The following is a 17,416-nucleotide window of genomic DNA, read 5'->3' as shown; positions in this document are numbered from 1 at the left end:
GGCCGACGCGGGATGTCGATTCGTGGGCCACCCGATCGTGTAGCCGGTGAGGGACCGGCGAGGTGCCGGTCCGCTGGTGGAGGAGGCCCTCATGGGCGAGGTCGTAGTCGTGGAGAACCTGACCCTGGACGGGGTCATGCAGGCGCCCGGCGGTGCCGACGAGGATCTGCGGGGAGGCTTCCGCCACGGCGGGTGGGCGCGCCCGTACGCGGACCACGTCGCCGCCGAGACGATGGGCGGGGGCATGGGCGCGGACGGCGCGATGCTCTTCGGTCGGCGCACCTACGAGCAGTTCCACGGCTTCTGGGCGGGGCAGACCGATGGGAACCCGTACACCGAGGTGCTCAACCGCAAGCACAAGTACGTCGCCTCGCGCGGCCCGGCCGGGCCGCTGCCCTGGGCGAACTCGTCGCCGCTGGCCGGGGAGGCCACCGCGGCGGTGGCCGCGCTCAAGCGGGAGGTCGCGGGCGACCTGGTGGTGTTGGGCAGCGGGGAGCTCGTGCGCTCGCTCGCCGCGGCGGGCCTGGTCGACGTCTACCTGCTGTCGATCCACCCGCTGATCCTCGGCACGGGTACGAGGCTGTTCGCCGACGGCGCCGCGGCGTACCGGAGGCTGCGGCTGACCGGGACCGTGACCACGACGACCGGCGTCATGATCGCGACCTACCGCCCGGCCGGCTGAGCGGTCGGGCCGGGGCCGCGGCGTCCCGGGGGTGGCACCCGTCATCGATCGGCCGGGCGGTTGCGCATCGGCCGGGGAACCTGCACGGTTGTATGCACGTGCATCTGGGCGACCGGAAGCGTTCGCCGATCGGGAGGGACAGATGATCTCAGCTCGTCCGGACCACGCCGTCGGGCCGACGGCGCTGCGGATCAGGCTGGGCGCCCGGCTGCGGCGGCTGCGCCAGGCCCGCGGGATCGGGCGGGACACCGCCGGCTGGGAGATCCGCGGGTCCGGCTCGAAGATCAGCCGGATGGAGCTCGGGCGCGTCCCGTTCAAGGAGCGCGACGTCGAGGACCTGCTCACCCTGTACGGGGTGGACGACGACGAACGCGTCGCGCTGATGTCGCTGACCCGGCGGGCCAACGCGGCGCCGTGGTGGCAGCAGTTCGGCGAGGTCGTGCCGCCGTGGTTCCTGTCCTTTCTGGGCCTGGAGGAGGCGGCGACGCTGATCCGGGCGTACGAGACCCGGTTCGTGCCCGGGCTGCTGCAGACCGAGGGCTACGCCCGGGCGCTCATCGCCAGGTCCTGCTCCGGCGCGACACCGTCCGAGATCGACCGGCGCGTCGAGGTGCGCCGCGGCCGCCAGCAGGTGCTCGACCGGCCGGACCCGCCGCAGGTCTGGGCGGTGCTGGACGAGGCGGTGCTGCGCCGGCCGATCGGCGGGTGCGAGGTCATGCGGGAACAGATCGAGGCGCTGATCGAGGCGGCCGCCCGGCCCAACATCCGGCTGCAGGTCGCGCCCTTCCAGTCCGGTACGCCGTCCGCGCCCGGCTTCCCCTTCACCATCCTGCGCTTCTTCGAGGCGGAACTGCCCGACGTGGTCTACGTCGAGCGGTTGACCGGCGCGACCTATCTCGACAAGCCCGGCGACGTCGACCACTACGCGCTCGCCATGGAGCGGGCGTGCCTGGAGGCCGAGCCGCCCGAGCGCACGGCGGACATCCTCGCCGGGGTCCTGGCCGACGCCGTGAGCCGGAGCCGATGACCACATCGGCCGAACGGGCATCACGGACCTGTCGGATCTACCACTTTCCCACCCTTGTGCATCTGCACGTGCATCTGAGCTTGCGTATGCCATGCGCAAACGGTCATGCTTGAGCACGTGCAGCAGCCGCCTAGACCCTCCCCATGGGACGACGGCCGGCCCGGCGGCCGAGGAGTGACTATGGACAGCAACCGCGGCCCGGCCCGGCCCGTGAGTCAGTTCGCCGAGTCGGACTACTGCTACGGCACGGGAACGCTGACGATCAAGGTCGATCGGGTCGACTGGTCCCGTCCGGTGCTCTACGACGGCGAGAACTGGTACGAGGTCGAGGGCATGGAGGTCGCCATGGACGGCCGGGAGATCGGCCGCCGCCAGGCGCTGGTCCGGGGCCGCCGGCTGAACGGCCCGCCCGCCGGCCGGCGGGCCTAGGGTGTCCCGGGTTTATCCGTCCGCCCCGGCGCCCGCGTTGATCGACGATGTCGCCACCGCGCCGCTGGTCAGGCCCCAGCGCTCCAGCAGGTCGGCGTACCGGCCCGAGCGGATCAGCTGGTCGAGGGCGTCGCGCAGGGCGTCGCGCAGCTCCGGGTTGTTCTTGGCCACGGCGATGCCGAACAGCCCCGGCTCGTACTGCACGGTCGAGGCCAGCTGGTACTGCGAGCGGGTGCGCGGGTCGGTCGCCAGGTGTGCCGCCGGCGGGTAGTCGTTGAGGATGGCGACCGCGCGGCCGGTACGCACCTGGAGCAGCGCGTCCGCGTTCGTCTTGAAGGTGTGGATGGTGATCGGGCGGTCGCCGCAGGCGGGCTGGGTGCGGCGCACCAGGTCCACCTGGACCGTGCCCTGCTCGGCGGCCACCACCTGACCGCAGAGGTCCTTGAGGTCGGTGATGCCCTGCGGGTTGCCGCGCTGCACGACCAGGGCCAGCCCGGCGGAGAAGTAGTCGATGAAGTCGATCTTCTTCTGCCGGTCGGGGGTGTCGGTCATCGAGGAGAGCACGCCGTCGAAGGTGCCCTTGTTCGTCTCCTCGATCATGGTGCCGAAGTCGGCGGCCGTCATCTCGATCTTGATGCCGGTCACCGCGCCCAGCGCGGCGGCCAGGTCGGGCTCGAAGCCGATGATCGTGCGGCCGTCGGCGCCGTAGGACTCCATCGGCGCGTAGCTGGGGTCCGTCGCGAACCGGATGGCCCCGCGCCGCCGGACGGCTTCCGGCAAACGGTCGTGGATCTCCTGGGAGAATTCGGCGGCACCGCTCGCGGTGCCGTCGTCGCCGGTCTCGTCGGCGGCGGTGGTGGTGCCGCAGCCGGTGGCTGCCAGGGTGAGCACGACGCCCGCTACGGCGAGGCGCAGGCGGCGGCTGGTGAGGTGCTTCATGCGCGGGTACCTCCGGTGGTCAGGTGTTCGGGCTCGACGGGATCGGGCCGGGCGTGGCGCCCGGTGCCGCGGGGGTTGAGGAACAGATCCAGCAGGTGTGGCCAGACGACCGGCCGCGAGTACAGATAGCCCTGCGCGGCGTCGCAGCCGGTCCGGGCGAGCCAGTCGCTCACCTGCGCCGTCTCCACACCCTCGGCGGTGACCCGGCAGCCGAGGCCGTGCGCCAGTTCGATCACTGAGCGCACGATTGCCTGGTTCTGCGGGTCCCGGTCGAGATCGGTGACGAAGAGCCGGTCGATCTTGATCTCGGACACCGGTACGGAGCGCAGCTGCGACATGCTGGTGTAGCCGATGCCGAAGTCGTCGACCGCGACGCCGACGCCGAGCCCGGCCAGCTCGACGACGGCCCGCTCCACGGTGCCGGCGTCGCCGGCTAGCGCGGTCTCGGTGACCTCGAGCAGCAACCGCCCGGGCGGCGTGCCGTGCTCGGCGAGCAGCTCGGCGACGACCTTCGCGAAGCCGGGCGTCTCGAGGTTGCGCGCGGAGACGTTGACGGCGACCGGCCACGGCTGGCCCAATGCCGTCCAGCCCGCCTGGTCGGCCAGGGCCCGGCGCAGCACCCACCCGGTGAGCAGCTCGATGACGCCGGATTGCTCCGCGGCCGGCAGGAACTCCGACGGCGGGAGCAGGCCACGCTGCGGGTGCTGCCAGCGCACCAGCGCCTCCAGCCCGTCGATCTCGTCGTCCGAGAGGCGGACCTTCGGCTGGTAGTGCAGCACCAGTTCGTCGCGCTCGATCGCGTGGCGCAGCTCGGCCTGCACGGTCAGCCAGTGCGTCGGGCCGGCGACGCTGTCCCCGGCGTAGAGCACGATGTCGGCGGCGCCGCGCTTGCCCTGGTACATCGCGGCGTCCGCGCGCTGGAGCAGCTCCTCGATCTCCGCACCGTGCCGCGGGTAGAGCGCGACGCCGAAGCTGGCCTCGATGCTCAGCGGCACGCCGTCGAGCACGGTCTCGCGGACCAGCTCGCGGCGGGCGGCCTCGATCAGGTCGAGCACGGCGGGTTCGGACAGCTCGGGGATGACCAGGCCGAACTCGTCGCCGCCGAGGCGGGCCACCGTGTCGCCGGGGCGCATCGCCTGCGTGAGCCGGGATCCGACCAGCTTCAGCAGCTCGTCGCCGGCGTGGTGGCCCAGGGTGTCGTTGACCTCCTTGAAGCGGTTCAGGTCGACGAGCACGATGGCGCCCTCGAGGCCCGCGTCCGCGGCCGCGTCGATCGTGCTCTTCGCCCGCGCCCGGAAGGCCGCCCGGTTGGGCAGGCCGGTGAGGCCGTCGTGCAGCGCCTCGTGCTCCTGGCGTGCGGCGTGGCGGCGCAGCGAGCGGGTGGTCGACCAGGCGATCAGCGCGAGCATCAGGTAGAGGGCCGCCAGGGTGATGCCGAGCCGCCAGTACGTCGCGGTCATCTGGTGCTGTAGCTGCGCGTCGATGGCGTCGTACGGCAGGTAGACCTCCAGGACGCCGATCGCCTGGCCGGACGCGCCCGCGATCACCGGCTGGAGCACCCGGATTATCTTTCCGACGCTGCGCTGGCCGTCGGCCACCACGGCCACGTCGGTGCCGCCGGTCGCGGCCGTCCGGAAGGCGGGGCTGGAGACGAGGATGCCGCCGGCGGTCGAGCCGTCGTCGGAGAACACCACCTGGCCGGTGAAGCTGCGTACCCGCATCCGGACGACCGAGCCGTGGAAGATCGCCAGGTCCGTCGCGCCCTGCAGGCGTTCACGCTGCGTCGCGGTCAGGCCGGCGGACAGCTCGGCGCCGTCCAGCGCGGGCGCCACGGCCATCTCTTCGATGACCGCGGCCTGTGCGCGGCCCTGATTGCGGCCCTGGCGCTCCGCGTCCTCGCGGTAGCTGCGTACCAGCATGGCGCCGAGCAGCACGACAAGCACGAGGCTCGCGGCGGCATAGGCCAGGAACAGGCGCGAGCCGGTCGCGCCACGTCTGCCCGTGCTTCGCCGCCGCATGGCCCACCTATCGACGGGCCTGCCGCGTTCTGAAGTAGTACTTCCACGCCGAAAATGGGGCAACTAGTCGAAAACCACTCGACCGGTTGCCATGTTTCGACCGGCCGGGTAGGTCGGGAGGAGGGGTGGTGCGAGTGGGGTCGGATTTCTTGACACCATCGTGGAATAAGTTTGGCAAAACGGGCAAATGGGTCGAAAGGCGCCGCTAACGTAAGTCCTGCAAGTAAGTGTCCGCAAAGGAAAGGTATGTCATGAAGCTCGTTCGAGGCGCATTGGTCATGTTCGGTATGGCTGCCGCTACCCTGGCCCTCTCGGCGGGTCCCGCGAACGCGGGCGGGACCTGCGGATACGGCGGCTGCGGCGGTTACGGTGGCTACTACGGCAGCTACTACGGCGGCTACTACCCGTACTACGGACTCGGCTACGGCGGCTACGCCAACGTTCCCGTGAACATCTGCGGCAACAGCGTCTCGCTTCTCGGCGTCAGCGCAACTCAGGCCGCCTGTAACTGATCCGGCAGTACCCAGAAGAAACCTGCGGTGGCAGGTGCCTCGTCGCCCGCGACGGCACCTGCCACCGACTTCTTTCTCAGCCGCGGCCCACCCGGAGGGTGCCGACGCCGGCCACCGCGTCCAGGTCGATGCGGTCCGTGCTGTCCTCCCAGTCCGGGGAGAGGAACGAGGCGCCGCGGGCCACGCCGTCGTCGGTACGGCCGTCGAGCCGCACCTGGCCCGCGCCCTCCCGGGTACGCACCCGCACCGGCACCCTCCCTCCGGTGCGGACCTCGAATCGGTTGACCCCGCCCGACATCCGGATCGGCAGCGTGCCGTCCGGCTTCGGCAGCGTGAGGTCGATGCGGGTGGCGCCGCCGGCGAGCTCGACCCCGTCCACTTCGGCCCCGCTCAGGTCGAAGACGCCCCGCTTGACCCCGCCGGTGATGCGCAAGCGCCACCGCACCTCCGCGCTGAGCACCACCGTGACGGCCGCGTCGCCGCGTTCGCCGTTGTCGTCCAGGAAGAGACGCACCCCGTCGTCGCCGATCGCGGCCCGCGGCACCACGCCGCTGCCGTCCGGCGTCGTGATCCGGTAGAGGTCGCCGCCCAGCGCGGCTGTGCGCAGGTCGATCGTCGCGGTGTCGCTGACCAGTTCGAAGCTCGCGTCCGTGCGTCCCCGCGCCGGCGTGGAGAGCGGGCCGGTCCCGGCGGCGGCCGTGGCGGACGGCGCCGGCGGCGCGACCGGGGTGGCCGCGGTCGCGCGCGCCCGGTCCCGGGCCACCGACACCAGAGCGAGGCCGGCGCCGGCGAGCACCAGCGCGGAGAGGGTGATCACGAGCCCGGTGCGGAACCGCCCGGGCCGGCCGGGCGGCGGTTCGACGGGTGCGGGGCGGGCGGTCCGCTCGCGCCGGCCGGAGCGCAGTAGGGCGTCGACCGCCGCGGCGGTCGGCTCGTCGCTGTAGTGGTCGGGCTGCGGGCCGATCCGGTGTGGCGCGTCGGGCCAGTAGTCGGAGATCGAGGGAAGAGTGGGTGGAGTCAGGGCTTCGGGGCGACGGTAGATCGCATCGGGGTCGGTGGAGGCTGGGTTGTCCACGGCACGTGCTCCCTCGAGGGCAAGCGCCACCGCCCGCGGGATCGCTGCGGGCATCAGCGCGTGGTGAGTCCCTCGTGACTACGGATGAGGGAGCCGATCGGATCGATCACATACGGTGCCCGCGAGATTGCCCCTTGCCATCGGCGGGTTCTGCCCCGAATATTGCTGCTGCGCGCCCGTTCGCGGGGGTATAGACAAGCTTTGTTTGCTATTCAGGGAACGGAACCGGATGTCCCCAGAGGATGGTGGTCGGCCCGAACTACGGGTCGGCGGCTGGATTCCCCCGATTCAGCATTTCGCCCCGCCCGACCCGAGGCGGAGCCCGGCCGCGGAGGCCCCCGCGGCGCCGCCCGCCGTCACCCCGCTCGGGTGGCCACATCGGAGGCCGCCGCGGCCCCGGGCGCGGACCGTGCTCGTCGGTGCCGCGGTGCTCAGCGCCCTGGTCGCCGCCGGGCTCGCCCTGGCACCGGGTGGGAAGGAGCGCCGGGCCGCGCCCGCGTTCGTCTCGCTGCCGACCGGCCCGGTCGTGCCGGTCCTGCCCGCGGTGCCGTCCGCGCCGGCCGACGGGCCGACGCCGAGCCGGTCCACCGGGCTGGTGACCACCGACCTGAGCCGGCCGCTGCGGCCACCGGCCGAGCCTGCCCGCAACCGGACGCCCGCGTCGCCGCCGGAGTCCCGGGCCGCGCTCCCGGTGGCCGGCGCCGAGATCGGGCTCGAGCCGGTCGGCGAGCCGGGCCGCCGGGTGCGGCACCGTGACTTCCGGGCCCGCATCGATCCGATCGGACCGGGCAGCTCGGCGCTGGACCGGGCCGACTCGCGTTTCACCGTGCGAGCCGGTCGTGCGCGCCGGTCGTGTGTCTCCTTCGAGTCGGACAATTATCCCGGCCATTTCCTGCGGCACCGCGGCTTCGCGCTGCGCCTCGACCGGGCCGACGGCTCCGCGCTGTTCGACGCCGACGCGACGTTCTGCCCGGTGCGCGTGGCGGGCGGGGGATTCGTGCTCCGCTCGCACAATTATCCGGACCGCTACCTCACCGAGAGTGATTCGCTGCTGCTACTGACCCGGACGTCCGCCGCGGACGCGAAGGCCTTCGTCACCCGGCGTCCGCAAAGGTCCTAGGGGTGCCTCGCGGATCACGGCGTCGCCGAGCCGAGGTCCAGGTTTCGCGTCGCAAGCGGGCTGGAAGGTCGAATACCGCTGTTGTATCCGGCCTTCCACCCCGCGCCGCGAGCCGGAAGCTGGGCCCGGCGCAGGCCGCCGTGATCCGCGAGACACCCCTAGGCCGACGCGCGCCAGACGATGGGCGTCGGCAGCAGCACGTTGGCCGGCGCCGGCTCGTCGTCGCGGAGCTGCCGCAGCACCAGTTCCGCCGCGTTGCGGCCGATCTCGCGGGCCGGCTGGTGCACCGTGGACAGCGGCGGCTGGGTGCGGGTCGCCCAGGAACTGTCGTCGAAGCCCACGATGCCGACGTCGGAGGGCACGCCGCGGCCGGCGTCGCGCAGCACCTCCATCGCGCCCGCGGCGACGGCGTCCGACGCGGCGAACACCCCGTCGATGCCGGGCTCGCTCTCGAGCAGTTCCCGCATGCCATTGACCCCGGACGCGTAGTCGTATAGCGGCACCTCGGCGACGAGCCGTGGGTCGAAACGCTCGCCCAGCGCCGCGCGGAAACCGGTGAGGCGGTCGGCGCCGGAGTCGCGGTCGAGGGCCGCGGCGATCATGCCGATGTGCCGCCGGCCGGTGGCGGCCAGCCGTTCGGTGATCGCCCGGGCGGAGCCGGCGTTGTCGATGCCGACGAACGGGATGCTGCGGTGCAGGTCCGGAGGGTGCCCGACGAACGTCGCCGGAAGCTTCAGCTCGGCGATCACCCGGGTGATCGGATCGTGGGTACGCGCGGACACGATGATGGCGCCGTCGACGAAGCCCCCGCTGAGGTACCGGGTCACCCGCTCGGTGTCGCGGGCGGAGTCGACCACCAGGTTGACCATCTGGTGGTCCGCGACCGACAGCACCTCGTTGGCGCCCAGCATGATGGCCCCGATGTTGGGGTCCTCCAGCAGCAGGGAGTGCGGTTCCAGGGCGAGGAACCCCACCGCCTGCGAGCGGCGCCTCACCAGGTTGCGGGCCGCGGTGTTGGGCACGTAGCCGACCTCGGCGATGGCCGCCTCGATGGCCGCACGGGCCTCCGCGGAGACGTAGCCGCCGTTCAACACGCGGCTCACCGTGCCCCGGGAGATGCCGGCCGCCGCGGCGACGTCGTGCACCGTCGCGCGTCTCGGCTTGCTGGGCGGGGCCACGTCAGCACTGTAGCGCCGGCCTATTGACCAGGCGCGCAGGCCGTGCCCGCGTGTGCACGTTCACACATCCGTCATCGTTCCAACGTCGCGGCCGCGCGCGGTGCGGTTCGACCTGGCGGAGGCTGGCGGGCGGCTCCTGCTTATCACCGAGATCGAGCTCTCCGAGCAGACGCGGCATGGACTTCGGGCTCCGGGTCGAGCCCGAGATGGTCAGCCCGGATTCGGCGCTGGCCCGCGCGCACCCCGAGTGGGTGCTCGGCGGCGACACCGGACCGCCTGGTGCACGGTGTCGTCGGCGCCGACGCCGGCAGCGCGGTCTACGCCCTGGTCACGCTGCGGGCCACGGAGTCCGCGGTTCCCGAGCCGATCCGTTTCGCCGGACTCGACCCGGATGGTCGCTACCCGGTGCGTCCACCTCACGATCGGTCCGGCGCCGCGGGTGGTGCAGGACGCGGCGCCGGCCTGGCTGCGTACGGGCGCGGTGACGCTGCCGGGCCGGATCCTCGCCGAGGTGGGTCTGCCGGCGCCGTTGCTCACCCGGGGCAGGCGGCGCTCTTCACCGTCGAACGGGCCGGCCGCCCACGGTCGCATTGACGGATTTGCCCGCCTGGATCGGGGTGGGTGCCGCCCCCGGCGGCCGGGTTCCGGCGGAAAGGGACCGCCCCGTTGATATCCGTGCCTTCCAGGCCTAGCGGCGGCAGGTGTTCTTGTCGATGATGTCTACGTGACAGGCCGGCATCGTCGACGAATGCGATTTCGCGCAGCTACCGCTGCCCTCACGACGGTCGCCGTCGTGGCGGTGGTGGCGGGCGTGCGCCTCGGGATCAGCGGGTTGAGCGGCGCCGAGTGCTCCGGCGAGGTGCGCCTCGCCGTCGCGGCGGCGCCGGACGTCGCCCCGGCGGTGCGTGCCGAGGCCGAGGCCTGGACCAGCGAGAAGGCCGAGGTCGACGGCGTCTGCGTGCGGATCGACGTGGAGGCCGCGGACCCGGCGGACGTGACCGCCCTGCTGAGCACGAAGCAGCGGGCCGCCCTGACCGGCGCGGGCCGGACGGGCGTGAACGTGCCGGACGTCTGGATCTCCGACTCCGGCACCTGGCTGCAGCGGCTGCGCTCGGCCGCGCCCTCCCTCGCCTTCACCGAGGAGGGATCGATCGCGCTCAGCCCGGTCGTCATCGCGATGCCCGAGCCGACCGCGGAGAAGCTCGGCTGGCCCCGCCGGCAACCGGCCTACGCCGACCTGCTCAACCTGATCACCACCAGCACCACTACCCGGACCGGGACGGTCGACCCGGCGCGGGACGCCGCCGCGCTGTCCGGGCTGCTGGCGCTCGGCGCCGCCGCGAACGCCGCCGACCAGCGCCGCCCCGGCACCACCAACGGCCTGCTCCGGGCCCTGGCCACGGACACCTCGGTGCTGCGCGACGACCTGATGGCCCAGCTTCCCCAGGCGGACGACGCCGCTTCGCTGGCCGCCGGCCTCAGCCTCGCCGCGATGTCGGAGAGCGATGTCGTCAGGTTCAACGACTCGAGGCCGCCGGTCCCGCTCGCGGCGCTCTATCTCGAGCCGTCGCCGGTGCCGCTGGACCACCCGTTCGCGGTGATGCCCGAGCTCTCGACGGATCAGGCCGAGGCCGCGCACCAGTTCTACGGCAGGCTGACCGCCGACGGCGACTTCCGCGGGCGGCTCGCCCAGGCCGGTTTCCGTGCACCGGACGGCAGCTCGCCCGCCGGCTTCGACGCCCCCGAAGGGGCGCCGGACCGGATCGAGACGGGCGCGGCCGAGGACAGCGGCACGGCGGCGGCCTCGGAGGCCGACGGCGCGACCATCGACCGGGCCCTCGCCGGCTGGTCGGCCGTCGTGGCACCGGCCCGGATCCTCGCGATCGTCGACGCCTCGGACAGCATGCGCACGCCAGTGCCGGAGGCACGCAACGCCACCCGCATGGGGCTGACCCTCGCCGCCGCCCGCGGCGGGCTCGGCCTGTTCAGCGACGACTGGTCGGTCGGTCTCTGGGCCTCCGCCGGCGGGCCGGGCGGCGGACGCCGCGAGCTCGTGGGGATCCGCGCCCTGACCAGCAACCGCGGTGCGGTGGCGGCCGCGCTCGGCGGCATCGAGCCGGCCGGCGGCGAGGCCGGGCTGTACCGCACCATCCTCGACGGATACCGCGCCGTGCAGAACGGCTGGCAGGCGGGACGGGTCAACTCCGTGCTCGTCCTCACCGACGGCGTCGGGATCGGCGCCGGCGACCTCGCCCTGCGCGACCTGCTCGGCCAGCTGGAGGAGGTCAAGGTCCCCGACCGGCCGGTACAGGTCATCGTGCTCGGCATCGGCGGCGCGGTCGACCGGCCGCCCCTGGAGCAGATCACCGAGGTCACCGGCGGCGGTGTCTTCGTGGCCGAGGACCCGGCCCAGATCGGCGCCGTCTTCCTCGACGCGCTCTCGCTGCGGACCACCGCGCCCCGCTGACCGCGGCGCGGGTCCTTGACGTATCGATTGATATCGATTAGACCGTTGGGTGACAACCGGGCGAGCCTGCGGGGGTACGAAAATGGTCATTGATCGTTGGTGTCGGGGAGTCCTCGCCGCGGTGCTGGTCGCCGGGTCGCTCGGTTTCGCCGGTGCGGCACCCGCCGCCGCGGCCGGAGCCGACCCGACCGAACCGACCAGCGGCCCGTGCGCCTACACGCCCACGCCCGACGAGCCCGCCGCCCGGCCGGTGCCGCTGCCCCGCGATCCCCGGCGCACGCCCAGCCGCGGCCACGTGACGGTGCTGCTGCACACCAACCTCGGGCCGATCCCGCTGGTCCTGGACCGCGCCGCCGCCCCCTGCACCGTGCAGAGCTTCGTGCATCTCGTCCGGCACCGGTTCTACGACCGGACCATCTGCCACCGGCTCACGGCGTACCCCACGCTGCTGGTGCTGCAGTGCGGCGACCCGTCCGGCACCGGTGAGGGCGGGCCGGGTTACCGCTACCGCGACGAACTGCCGACGGACCTGCCGCCCGCGCCGACGGATCCGACCGGCGCCCGGCGGGTGTACGCCCGGGGCGTCCTGGCCATGGCCAACGCCGGGCCGGACACCAACGGCAGCCAGTTCTTCCTCGTGTACGGCGACTCCGCGCTGCGCCCGAACTACTCCATCTTCGGCGGCGTCACGCCCGCCGGGCTGCGTACCGTGGACCGGGTCGCCGCCGGGGGAGTCACGCCGACCGAGGCCGACCCGGCGCCACTGGACGGGCCGCCCGCGCGGCGCACCGAGATCCGCAGGGCACGAGTCTGGTTCTGATCACGGCGACGGTGCACCGGGACCCGCCGGCTCTGCGCTACCGTCTTTGCGGGCGGGCCGTCGCGTTTCCCGGGTCGGGGACGATCCGCGCGGCGGCAAGCGATCAGGGAGACACCGATGTCCGAGTCCACCGCAGGTTCCGATGCCACCGCCGGGGCGCAGCCCGACGCTGAGCACGGGGAAGAACAGCAGGCCGAGGTTTTCGTGAACCGGGCGGCCCGTCGGGCCAAGGGCAAGAAGGGCGGCTCCGGCCCCGAGTCGTTCGGCAAGAGCCAGAGCCCGGTCGGCCGGGGCTCGGTGCAGAGCCCCCGGCAGTACGGCAACCGCCGCAGCGGCTGAGAAGCCGTCAGCGGACGGCGGCGACCGTAGCGTCGGTCGCGCCGCGCCAGAGCAGGCCGGTCTCGGCGAAGCCGGCGGCGCGCAGGGCGCCGAGGTGCCAGGCCGCCGGTGGGGTCCACTCCGCGCCGCCGTGCTCGGCGGGGTAGATCCGCTGCCGCTCGGCGTAGAGCGGCGAGAGGCTCGGGTCCGCCGCCACTCGGCTCCACCAGTCGCGCCAGGACAGTGCGGCACCCGTCGCGTAGCGCGTCTCGCGGCGGGTGTCCGCTGTGGTGATCAGTCGCTTCGTCAGGGCGGGAAGTCCCTCGTCGGGCATGTGGTCGGCGTTGGCGAAGAGCCCGCCGGGGCGCAGCACGTCCCGGATCTCGGCGTAGAGCGTCGTCAGGCGGGTGGGCGCCAGCCAGTGCAGCGCCGTCGCGGTGAGCACCGCGTCGTAGCGGCGGTGCGGCAGCGCCGTCGTCCAGGACGGGTCGCCGAGGTCGGCCGGGACGATCTGCGCCCGGCCGTCCAGCGCCGCACCGGCCAGGGCGAGCAGCACCGGGTCCTGGTCGACGACGGTGACCTCGGCGCGGGGGAACCGGGCGAGCGTGCGCAGGGCGATGGTGCCCGTGCCGCCGGCCAGGTCGAGGACCCGGGGCGGGCCCTCGACCCCGATGGCTTCCACCGCATCCAGCATTGTCGCGAAGCGGTGCTCCCGATCCGGCAGATAGGCCTCCTGTTGCCGGTTCCAGCTCTCTTGCCACGCTTCGGCCACGTCGGCGAGGTAATGATTCATGTCCATCACGGTACTTACACCTCGGGACCGGGGTCCAGAGCTGAACGGCGCTTACGGCGTGATCCGCCATTCCTGGCAGGTGTTGCCCAGCGCCGCCCACTGCCGGACCGCGGTGCCGTTGGCCGTGCCGCAGTTCGTCACGTCCAGGACCTTGCCGTTGGCCCGGTTCGCGATCAGATAGCGGCCGTTGACCGGCGTGAGGCTCCACTGCTGGCGCCCACAGGTTGAGCGCGGTGCCGTCCGCGGCGCCGCAGTTGACCGAGTCGAGCACGGTGCCGCTGTTGGCGTTGGTGATCGTGTAGTAGCCGCTGCCCGCCCTGGCGAACGTCCACTGCTGGCAGGCGTTGCCGAGCGAGGCCCACTGGTCGATGGCCGTGCCGTTGGCCGTGCCGCAGTTCACCGCGTCCAGCACCGCGCCGCTGTTCTGGTTGATCAGGCGGTAGCGGGTGCCGGTCGCCGGGAACGTGACGCTGCCGCCCGGATCGCCGGCCGGCGCCGTCAGCGTGCTGCCGAGCGACGCCGGGGTGCCGAGGTTCGGCGTGCCGTCCGAGTTCCAGGTGATCTTCTGGATCCGGGTGGTCCGGGTGCCGCCGCAGCCCTGGCCGGTGGTCTCGTTGGCGTGGTAGACCAGCCACGTCTCCGAGCCGTCCGGCGAGGTGAAGAAGCCCTGGCCGCCGGGGCCGTAGACGCCGTTGCCGTCGGCGCGCTGGAAGATCGGGGTGCTCTTCTTCGTCCACGATGCCGCGCTCAGTGGGTTGCCGCCGGTCAGCGTCAGCATGCCCAGCTTGTAGTCCGGCGTGTTGCAGGAGCTCGCCGAGTACGTCAGGAACGTCCGGCCGCCGCGCTGCAGGACGAACGGCGCCTCCTGGGTGTTGCCCCCGGACGTCTCCCACGAGTACGACGGCGAGGAGATCCTGGTGCCGTACGCGCTCACGGTCCACGGGTTGCTCATCGGGGCGATGAACAGGCTCTGCAGGTTGCCGACCCAGGACGAGTACAGGTAGTAGTTCGCGCCGTTGATTGTCGCGACGCTGCCGTCGATGGCCCAGCCGTTGCCGGACTGCACCTGTAGCTGCGCGGCGAAATGGTAGGGGCCCATCGGGTCGGTGCCGCTGCTCTCCAGCACGTACGAGCGCTGCCCGTCGCAGCAGGCGGGCGGGCCGGCCGAGTAGTAGTAGTACCAGCGCCTGCCGTTCGGGCCGTCGAGCAGGTGCAGCGAGGGCGCCCACATGTTGCAGCAGTTGACGGAGCCCGATCCGGTGTGGACCACCGTCTCGCTCGCGCCGGCGAGCGCGGCGACCGACGCCGCCTTCTTGATCACCAGCTGGGAGTTCCAGGTGGTCGCGGCGAGGTAGTAGTTGCCGTTGTAGTACCCCATCCAGGGGTCGGCGCCGTATGGCGCCGCGGCCACGGGATTGGTGAACGTGGTGGCGGCCGCCGCCCGGTCCTGCGACGGCGGTGCCACGATCGCGATGGCGCTCAGTAGCAGCGCCATCGCGGCAGACAGGATCGAGGGTCGCTTCATGGCGGCGATTGTGAACGTTCACACTCACGGGGGTCAATACCTTGACATCATTCGCCCGAAACAACCGCGAAACCTTGACGTAGAACTTGTGACCGCTAACACTGCGGCTCGACATCGACTGATGTCGACCAATTCGTCAGGAGGTTCCCATGTCCGGAGTCTGGACCGGCCGCACCCGCCGACGAGGCCTGTGGGTCGGTGTCGCAACGTCCGCCCTGCTCGCGGTGGCCGCGGTCGCGTCCATGTCCGCCGCCGCGGCCGTGCCGCTCGCCGCCGCGGCCACGCCGACCACCCCGCCGGCGGCCTACCCGAACCCGGGGGTGATCACCGGTGACACCGGCGCGCACGATCCGTCCATCGTGAAGACCCCCGCCGGCGGATACCTCGCCGCCTACACCGGCGACAACCTGCTGCTGAAGACCTCTTCGGACCGCAGGGCGTTCCGCAACGCCGGCGCGGTCTTCCCGGGCGGCGCCGCCTGGACGCTGCCGTACACCGGGGGCGGCCGGAACCTGTGGGCGCCCGACATCTCATACCGCAACGGCCGGTATCACCTGTACTACTCGGCGTCCACGTTCGGCTCGAACCACTCGGCCATCTTCCTGGCCACCAGCACCACCGGCGCGTCCGGCTCGTGGACCAGCCAGGGCCTGGTCATCGAGTCGAACACCGCGGACGACTACAACGCGATCGACCCGAACCTGGTGGTGGACGCACAGGGCCGGTGGTTCCTGAGCTTCGGGTCGTTCTGGTCCGGGATCAAGCTCATCGCGCTCAACCCGGCCACCGGCAAGCGCTCCGACGGCACGATCCGGGCCATCGCCGGGCGCAACGGCGGGGCGATCGAGGCGCCGTACATCTTCCGGCACGGCTCGTACTACTACCTGTGGGTCTCCTTCGACCTCTGCTGCCGGGGCGCGTCCAGCACCTACCGGATCATGGTCGGCCGGTCGGCCGGCGTCACCGGGCCCTACGTGGACCGCAACGGTACGGCGATGACGGCGGGCGGCGGCACCCAGCTGCTCGCCACCCACGGCGGCATACACGGGCCCGGCCATCAGGCCGTCTTCGCCGACACCGACAGCGAGGTGCTGGTGTACCACTACTACGCGAACAGCGGTGCGGCGTACCTCGGCATCAACCTGATCGGCTACGACCAGGCCGGCTGGCCGTTCGTCTACTGACCGGGCGGCGCTGCAAATAACCTGCAAACACATTTGTCTTCACATTGACATCCGTCTGTGTTGTTCTGTAACAGGAAAGCGCTTGCTTCGGGCAAAGCGGGCGCGGGAGCCAGCAACACCTGCAGAAGCGCGGCTCCGCCGGCAGACGGCCGGCGGGCTGCCGGTGCCGGTCCGGGCGGCACCCCAACCGTCCTCGGGCGCCGCGATCCATCACGCGGTGACCACAGAATTCCAAGGAGACAACCATGCGCAAGAAGTTGCGCCACATCGTGCTGGGCGCTTCCGCCGGCGCGACCGCCCTCGCCCTCGCCGGTGCCGGCCTCGTCGCGACCAACGCGGCGTCCGCCGCCGAGACCGGCGCCGCCGCGGCACCGGTGAGCCCGCTCGCGGCCGTCGACCAGCTGGTCGGCTGGGCCACCCAGAACGGCGGCACCACCGGCGGCGGCAGCGCCGCGACGACAACGGTCACCAGCGCCTCGGCGCTGACCTCGGCGGTCGGCTCGACCTCCGCGGCGGTCATCCGGGTCTCCGGCACGATCTCCTGCTCCGGCATGCTGCGGGTGCGGTCCAACAAGACCATCATCGGCAACTCCGGCGCCGCGATCGTCGGCTGCGGGCTGAACATCAACGGCGACCGCAACGTCATCATCCGCAATCTCAGCTTCCGGAACTGGAATGACGACGCGATAAACGTGCAGACGTCGGCCACCAACATCTGGATCGACCACAACAGCTTCAGCAACGGCTACGACGGCGCGGTGGACATCAAGCGCGGCTCCGACTTCGTGACCGTGTCGTGGAACCGCGTCTTCAGCCACGACAAGTCCATGCTGCTGGGCCACAGCGACGACAACGCCGGCCAGGACACCGGGCACCTGCGGGTGACCTACCACCACAACTGGTTCGACGCGTCGACACAGCGTCACCCGCGGGTCCGCTTCGGCAACCCGGTGCACGTGTACAACAACTACTACTACCGGAACTCCGGCTACGGCGTCGCCTCCACCGAGGGTGCCGGCGTGCTGGTCGAGAACAACTCCTTCGAGAGCGTCTCCGACCCGTTCCACCTGGGCGAGGGCGACTCCGGACCCGGCACGCTGGTTGCCCGCGGCAACCAGCTGGTCGGCTCCGGCTCGGGCCAGACCGGCGGCAGCGTCAAGAGCATCCCGTACGCCTACCCGCTGGACGCCGCGAGCAGCGTCAAGTCGATCGTGACCGCGAACGCGGGTGCGGGCCGGATCTCGCTCTGATCCGGTCGACGGCCCGGTCCCCCGCCCCGCGCTGTCGCGGGAGCTACGGCGCGGAGCCGGTGGCCGCCTGGGCCGACAT

General features: G+C 72.2%; 17 protein-coding genes and 1 pseudogene. 11 read left to right on the top strand and 7 right to left on the bottom strand.

Going from position 1 to position 17,416, the window contains the following annotated elements; all coding sequences use genetic code 11:
• Positions 1 to 91: 91 nt before the first annotated feature.
• The 3 genes from AB0B58_RS38730 to AB0B58_RS38720 all read left to right on the top strand — a co-directional run bounded on the left by AB0B58_RS38730 (position 92) and on the right by AB0B58_RS38720 (position 2,138).
• Complete coding sequence (locus AB0B58_RS38730) at positions 92 to 682, top strand: dihydrofolate reductase family protein (RefSeq protein WP_360235034.1); 591 nt, start codon at positions 92 to 94, stop codon at positions 680 to 682.
• 142 nt (positions 683 to 824) lie between these two features.
• Positions 825 to 1,709, top strand: a complete 885-nt coding sequence (locus AB0B58_RS38725; protein WP_360235031.1) for a helix-turn-helix transcriptional regulator — start codon at positions 825 to 827, stop codon at positions 1,707 to 1,709.
• 180 nt (positions 1,710 to 1,889) lie between these two features.
• Positions 1,890 to 2,138: a hypothetical protein gene (locus tag AB0B58_RS38720; protein ID WP_360235028.1), complete on the top strand. Its 249-nt coding sequence runs from the start codon at positions 1,890 to 1,892 to the stop codon at positions 2,136 to 2,138.
• A 12-nt stretch (positions 2,139 to 2,150) separates the two neighbouring features.
• On the opposite strand, the gene AB0B58_RS38715 is transcribed toward AB0B58_RS38720, so the two are convergent.
• Together AB0B58_RS38715 and AB0B58_RS38710 are read right to left on the bottom strand one after the other, a co-directional pair.
• The gene (locus tag AB0B58_RS38715; RefSeq protein WP_360235025.1) at positions 2,151 to 3,077 is read right to left on the bottom strand and encodes an ABC transporter substrate-binding protein; all 927 of its coding nucleotides are present in this window, start codon (positions 3,075 to 3,077) and stop codon (positions 2,151 to 2,153) included.
• Positions 3,074 to 5,095 (bottom strand): bifunctional diguanylate cyclase/phosphodiesterase, encoded by a 2,022-nt coding sequence (locus AB0B58_RS38710; RefSeq protein ID WP_360235022.1) that lies wholly within the window; start codon positions 5,093 to 5,095, stop codon positions 3,074 to 3,076. Before AB0B58_RS38710 ends, AB0B58_RS38715 begins: the two co-directional genes overlap by 4 nt.
• A 251-nt stretch (positions 5,096 to 5,346) precedes the next feature.
• On the opposite strand from AB0B58_RS38710, the gene AB0B58_RS38705 reads away from it, so the two are divergent.
• A complete protein-coding gene (locus tag AB0B58_RS38705; protein ID WP_360235019.1) occupies positions 5,347 to 5,607 on the top strand; it encodes a hypothetical protein in 261 nt (86 codons plus the stop codon).
• A gap of 76 nt (positions 5,608 to 5,683) precedes the next feature.
• On the opposite strand, the gene AB0B58_RS38700 is transcribed toward AB0B58_RS38705, so the two are convergent.
• The gene (locus AB0B58_RS38700) at positions 5,684 to 6,682 is read right to left on the bottom strand and encodes a hypothetical protein (RefSeq protein ID WP_360235016.1); all 999 of its coding nucleotides are present in this window, start codon (positions 6,680 to 6,682) and stop codon (positions 5,684 to 5,686) included.
• A 409-nt stretch (positions 6,683 to 7,091) separates the two neighbouring features.
• Here AB0B58_RS38700 and AB0B58_RS38695 point away from each other — a divergent pair, with 409 nt between their 5' ends.
• Positions 7,092 to 7,802, top strand: coding sequence for an AbfB domain-containing protein (locus AB0B58_RS38695; RefSeq protein ID WP_360235013.1), 711 nt, complete (start codon positions 7,092 to 7,094; stop codon positions 7,800 to 7,802).
• Positions 7,803 to 7,960: 158 nt separating this feature from the next.
• Here the strand turns inward: AB0B58_RS38695 and AB0B58_RS38690 are convergent, their stop codons facing one another.
• A complete protein-coding gene (locus tag AB0B58_RS38690) occupies positions 7,961 to 8,980 on the bottom strand; it encodes a LacI family DNA-binding transcriptional regulator (protein ID WP_360235010.1) in 1,020 nt (339 codons plus the stop codon).
• A 176-nt stretch (positions 8,981 to 9,156) separates the two neighbouring features.
• On the opposite strand from AB0B58_RS38690, the gene AB0B58_RS38685 reads away from it, so the two are divergent.
• The 4 genes from AB0B58_RS38685 to AB0B58_RS38670 all read left to right on the top strand — a co-directional run bounded on the left by AB0B58_RS38685 (position 9,157) and on the right by AB0B58_RS38670 (position 12,606).
• A complete protein-coding gene (locus AB0B58_RS38685; RefSeq protein ID WP_360235007.1) occupies positions 9,157 to 9,465 on the top strand; it encodes an alpha-galactosidase in 309 nt (102 codons plus the stop codon).
• A 263-nt stretch (positions 9,466 to 9,728) separates the two neighbouring features.
• Positions 9,729 to 11,447, top strand: coding sequence for a substrate-binding domain-containing protein (locus AB0B58_RS38680; RefSeq protein WP_360235004.1), 1,719 nt, complete (start codon positions 9,729 to 9,731; stop codon positions 11,445 to 11,447).
• An 82-nt stretch (positions 11,448 to 11,529) separates the two neighbouring features.
• On the top strand, positions 11,530 to 12,267 hold the full coding sequence (locus AB0B58_RS38675) for a peptidylprolyl isomerase (RefSeq protein ID WP_360235001.1): 738 nt from the start codon (positions 11,530 to 11,532) through the stop codon (positions 12,265 to 12,267).
• A 117-nt stretch (positions 12,268 to 12,384) separates the two neighbouring features.
• Positions 12,385 to 12,606 carry a hypothetical protein gene (locus AB0B58_RS38670; protein ID WP_360234998.1) on the top strand — a complete coding sequence of 74 codons (222 nt, stop codon included), beginning with the start codon at positions 12,385 to 12,387 and terminating at the stop codon, positions 12,604 to 12,606.
• A gap of 7 nt (positions 12,607 to 12,613) precedes the next feature.
• Here AB0B58_RS38670 and AB0B58_RS38665 read toward each other — a convergent pair whose 3' ends face one another.
• The 3 genes and pseudogenes from AB0B58_RS38665 to AB0B58_RS38655 all read right to left on the bottom strand — a co-directional run.
• Positions 12,614 to 13,378, bottom strand: a complete 765-nt coding sequence (locus AB0B58_RS38665; protein ID WP_360234995.1) for a class I SAM-dependent methyltransferase — start codon at positions 13,376 to 13,378, stop codon at positions 12,614 to 12,616.
• A gap of 51 nt (positions 13,379 to 13,429) precedes the next feature.
• Positions 13,430 to 13,552 carry an RICIN domain-containing protein gene (locus AB0B58_RS38660; protein ID WP_360235187.1) on the bottom strand — a complete coding sequence of 41 codons (123 nt, stop codon included), beginning with the start codon at positions 13,550 to 13,552 and terminating at the stop codon, positions 13,430 to 13,432.
• 103 nt (positions 13,553 to 13,655) lie between these two features.
• Positions 13,656 to 14,756, bottom strand: a pseudogene (locus AB0B58_RS38655) (family 43 glycosylhydrolase); the annotation flags it as partial.
• A 296-nt stretch (positions 14,757 to 15,052) separates the two neighbouring features.
• Between AB0B58_RS38655 and AB0B58_RS38650 the strand changes: the two are divergent.
• Together AB0B58_RS38650 and AB0B58_RS38645 are read left to right on the top strand one after the other, a co-directional pair.
• Positions 15,053 to 16,087, top strand: coding sequence for an arabinan endo-1,5-alpha-L-arabinosidase (locus AB0B58_RS38650; RefSeq protein WP_360234992.1), 1,035 nt, complete (start codon positions 15,053 to 15,055; stop codon positions 16,085 to 16,087).
• A 245-nt stretch (positions 16,088 to 16,332) separates the two neighbouring features.
• On the top strand, positions 16,333 to 17,337 hold the full coding sequence (locus tag AB0B58_RS38645) for a right-handed parallel beta-helix repeat-containing protein (RefSeq protein ID WP_360234989.1): 1,005 nt from the start codon (positions 16,333 to 16,335) through the stop codon (positions 17,335 to 17,337).
• The last annotated feature ends 79 nt before the right edge of the window (positions 17,338 to 17,416 follow it).

This window comes from Actinoplanes sp. NPDC049118, assembly GCF_040648555.1.
In the GTDB taxonomy this organism is placed as follows: domain Bacteria; phylum Actinomycetota; class Actinomycetes; order Mycobacteriales; family Micromonosporaceae; genus Actinoplanes.
Note: the sequence above shows the minus strand (reverse complement) of the source record. Positions and strands in the feature narration are given on the sequence as shown.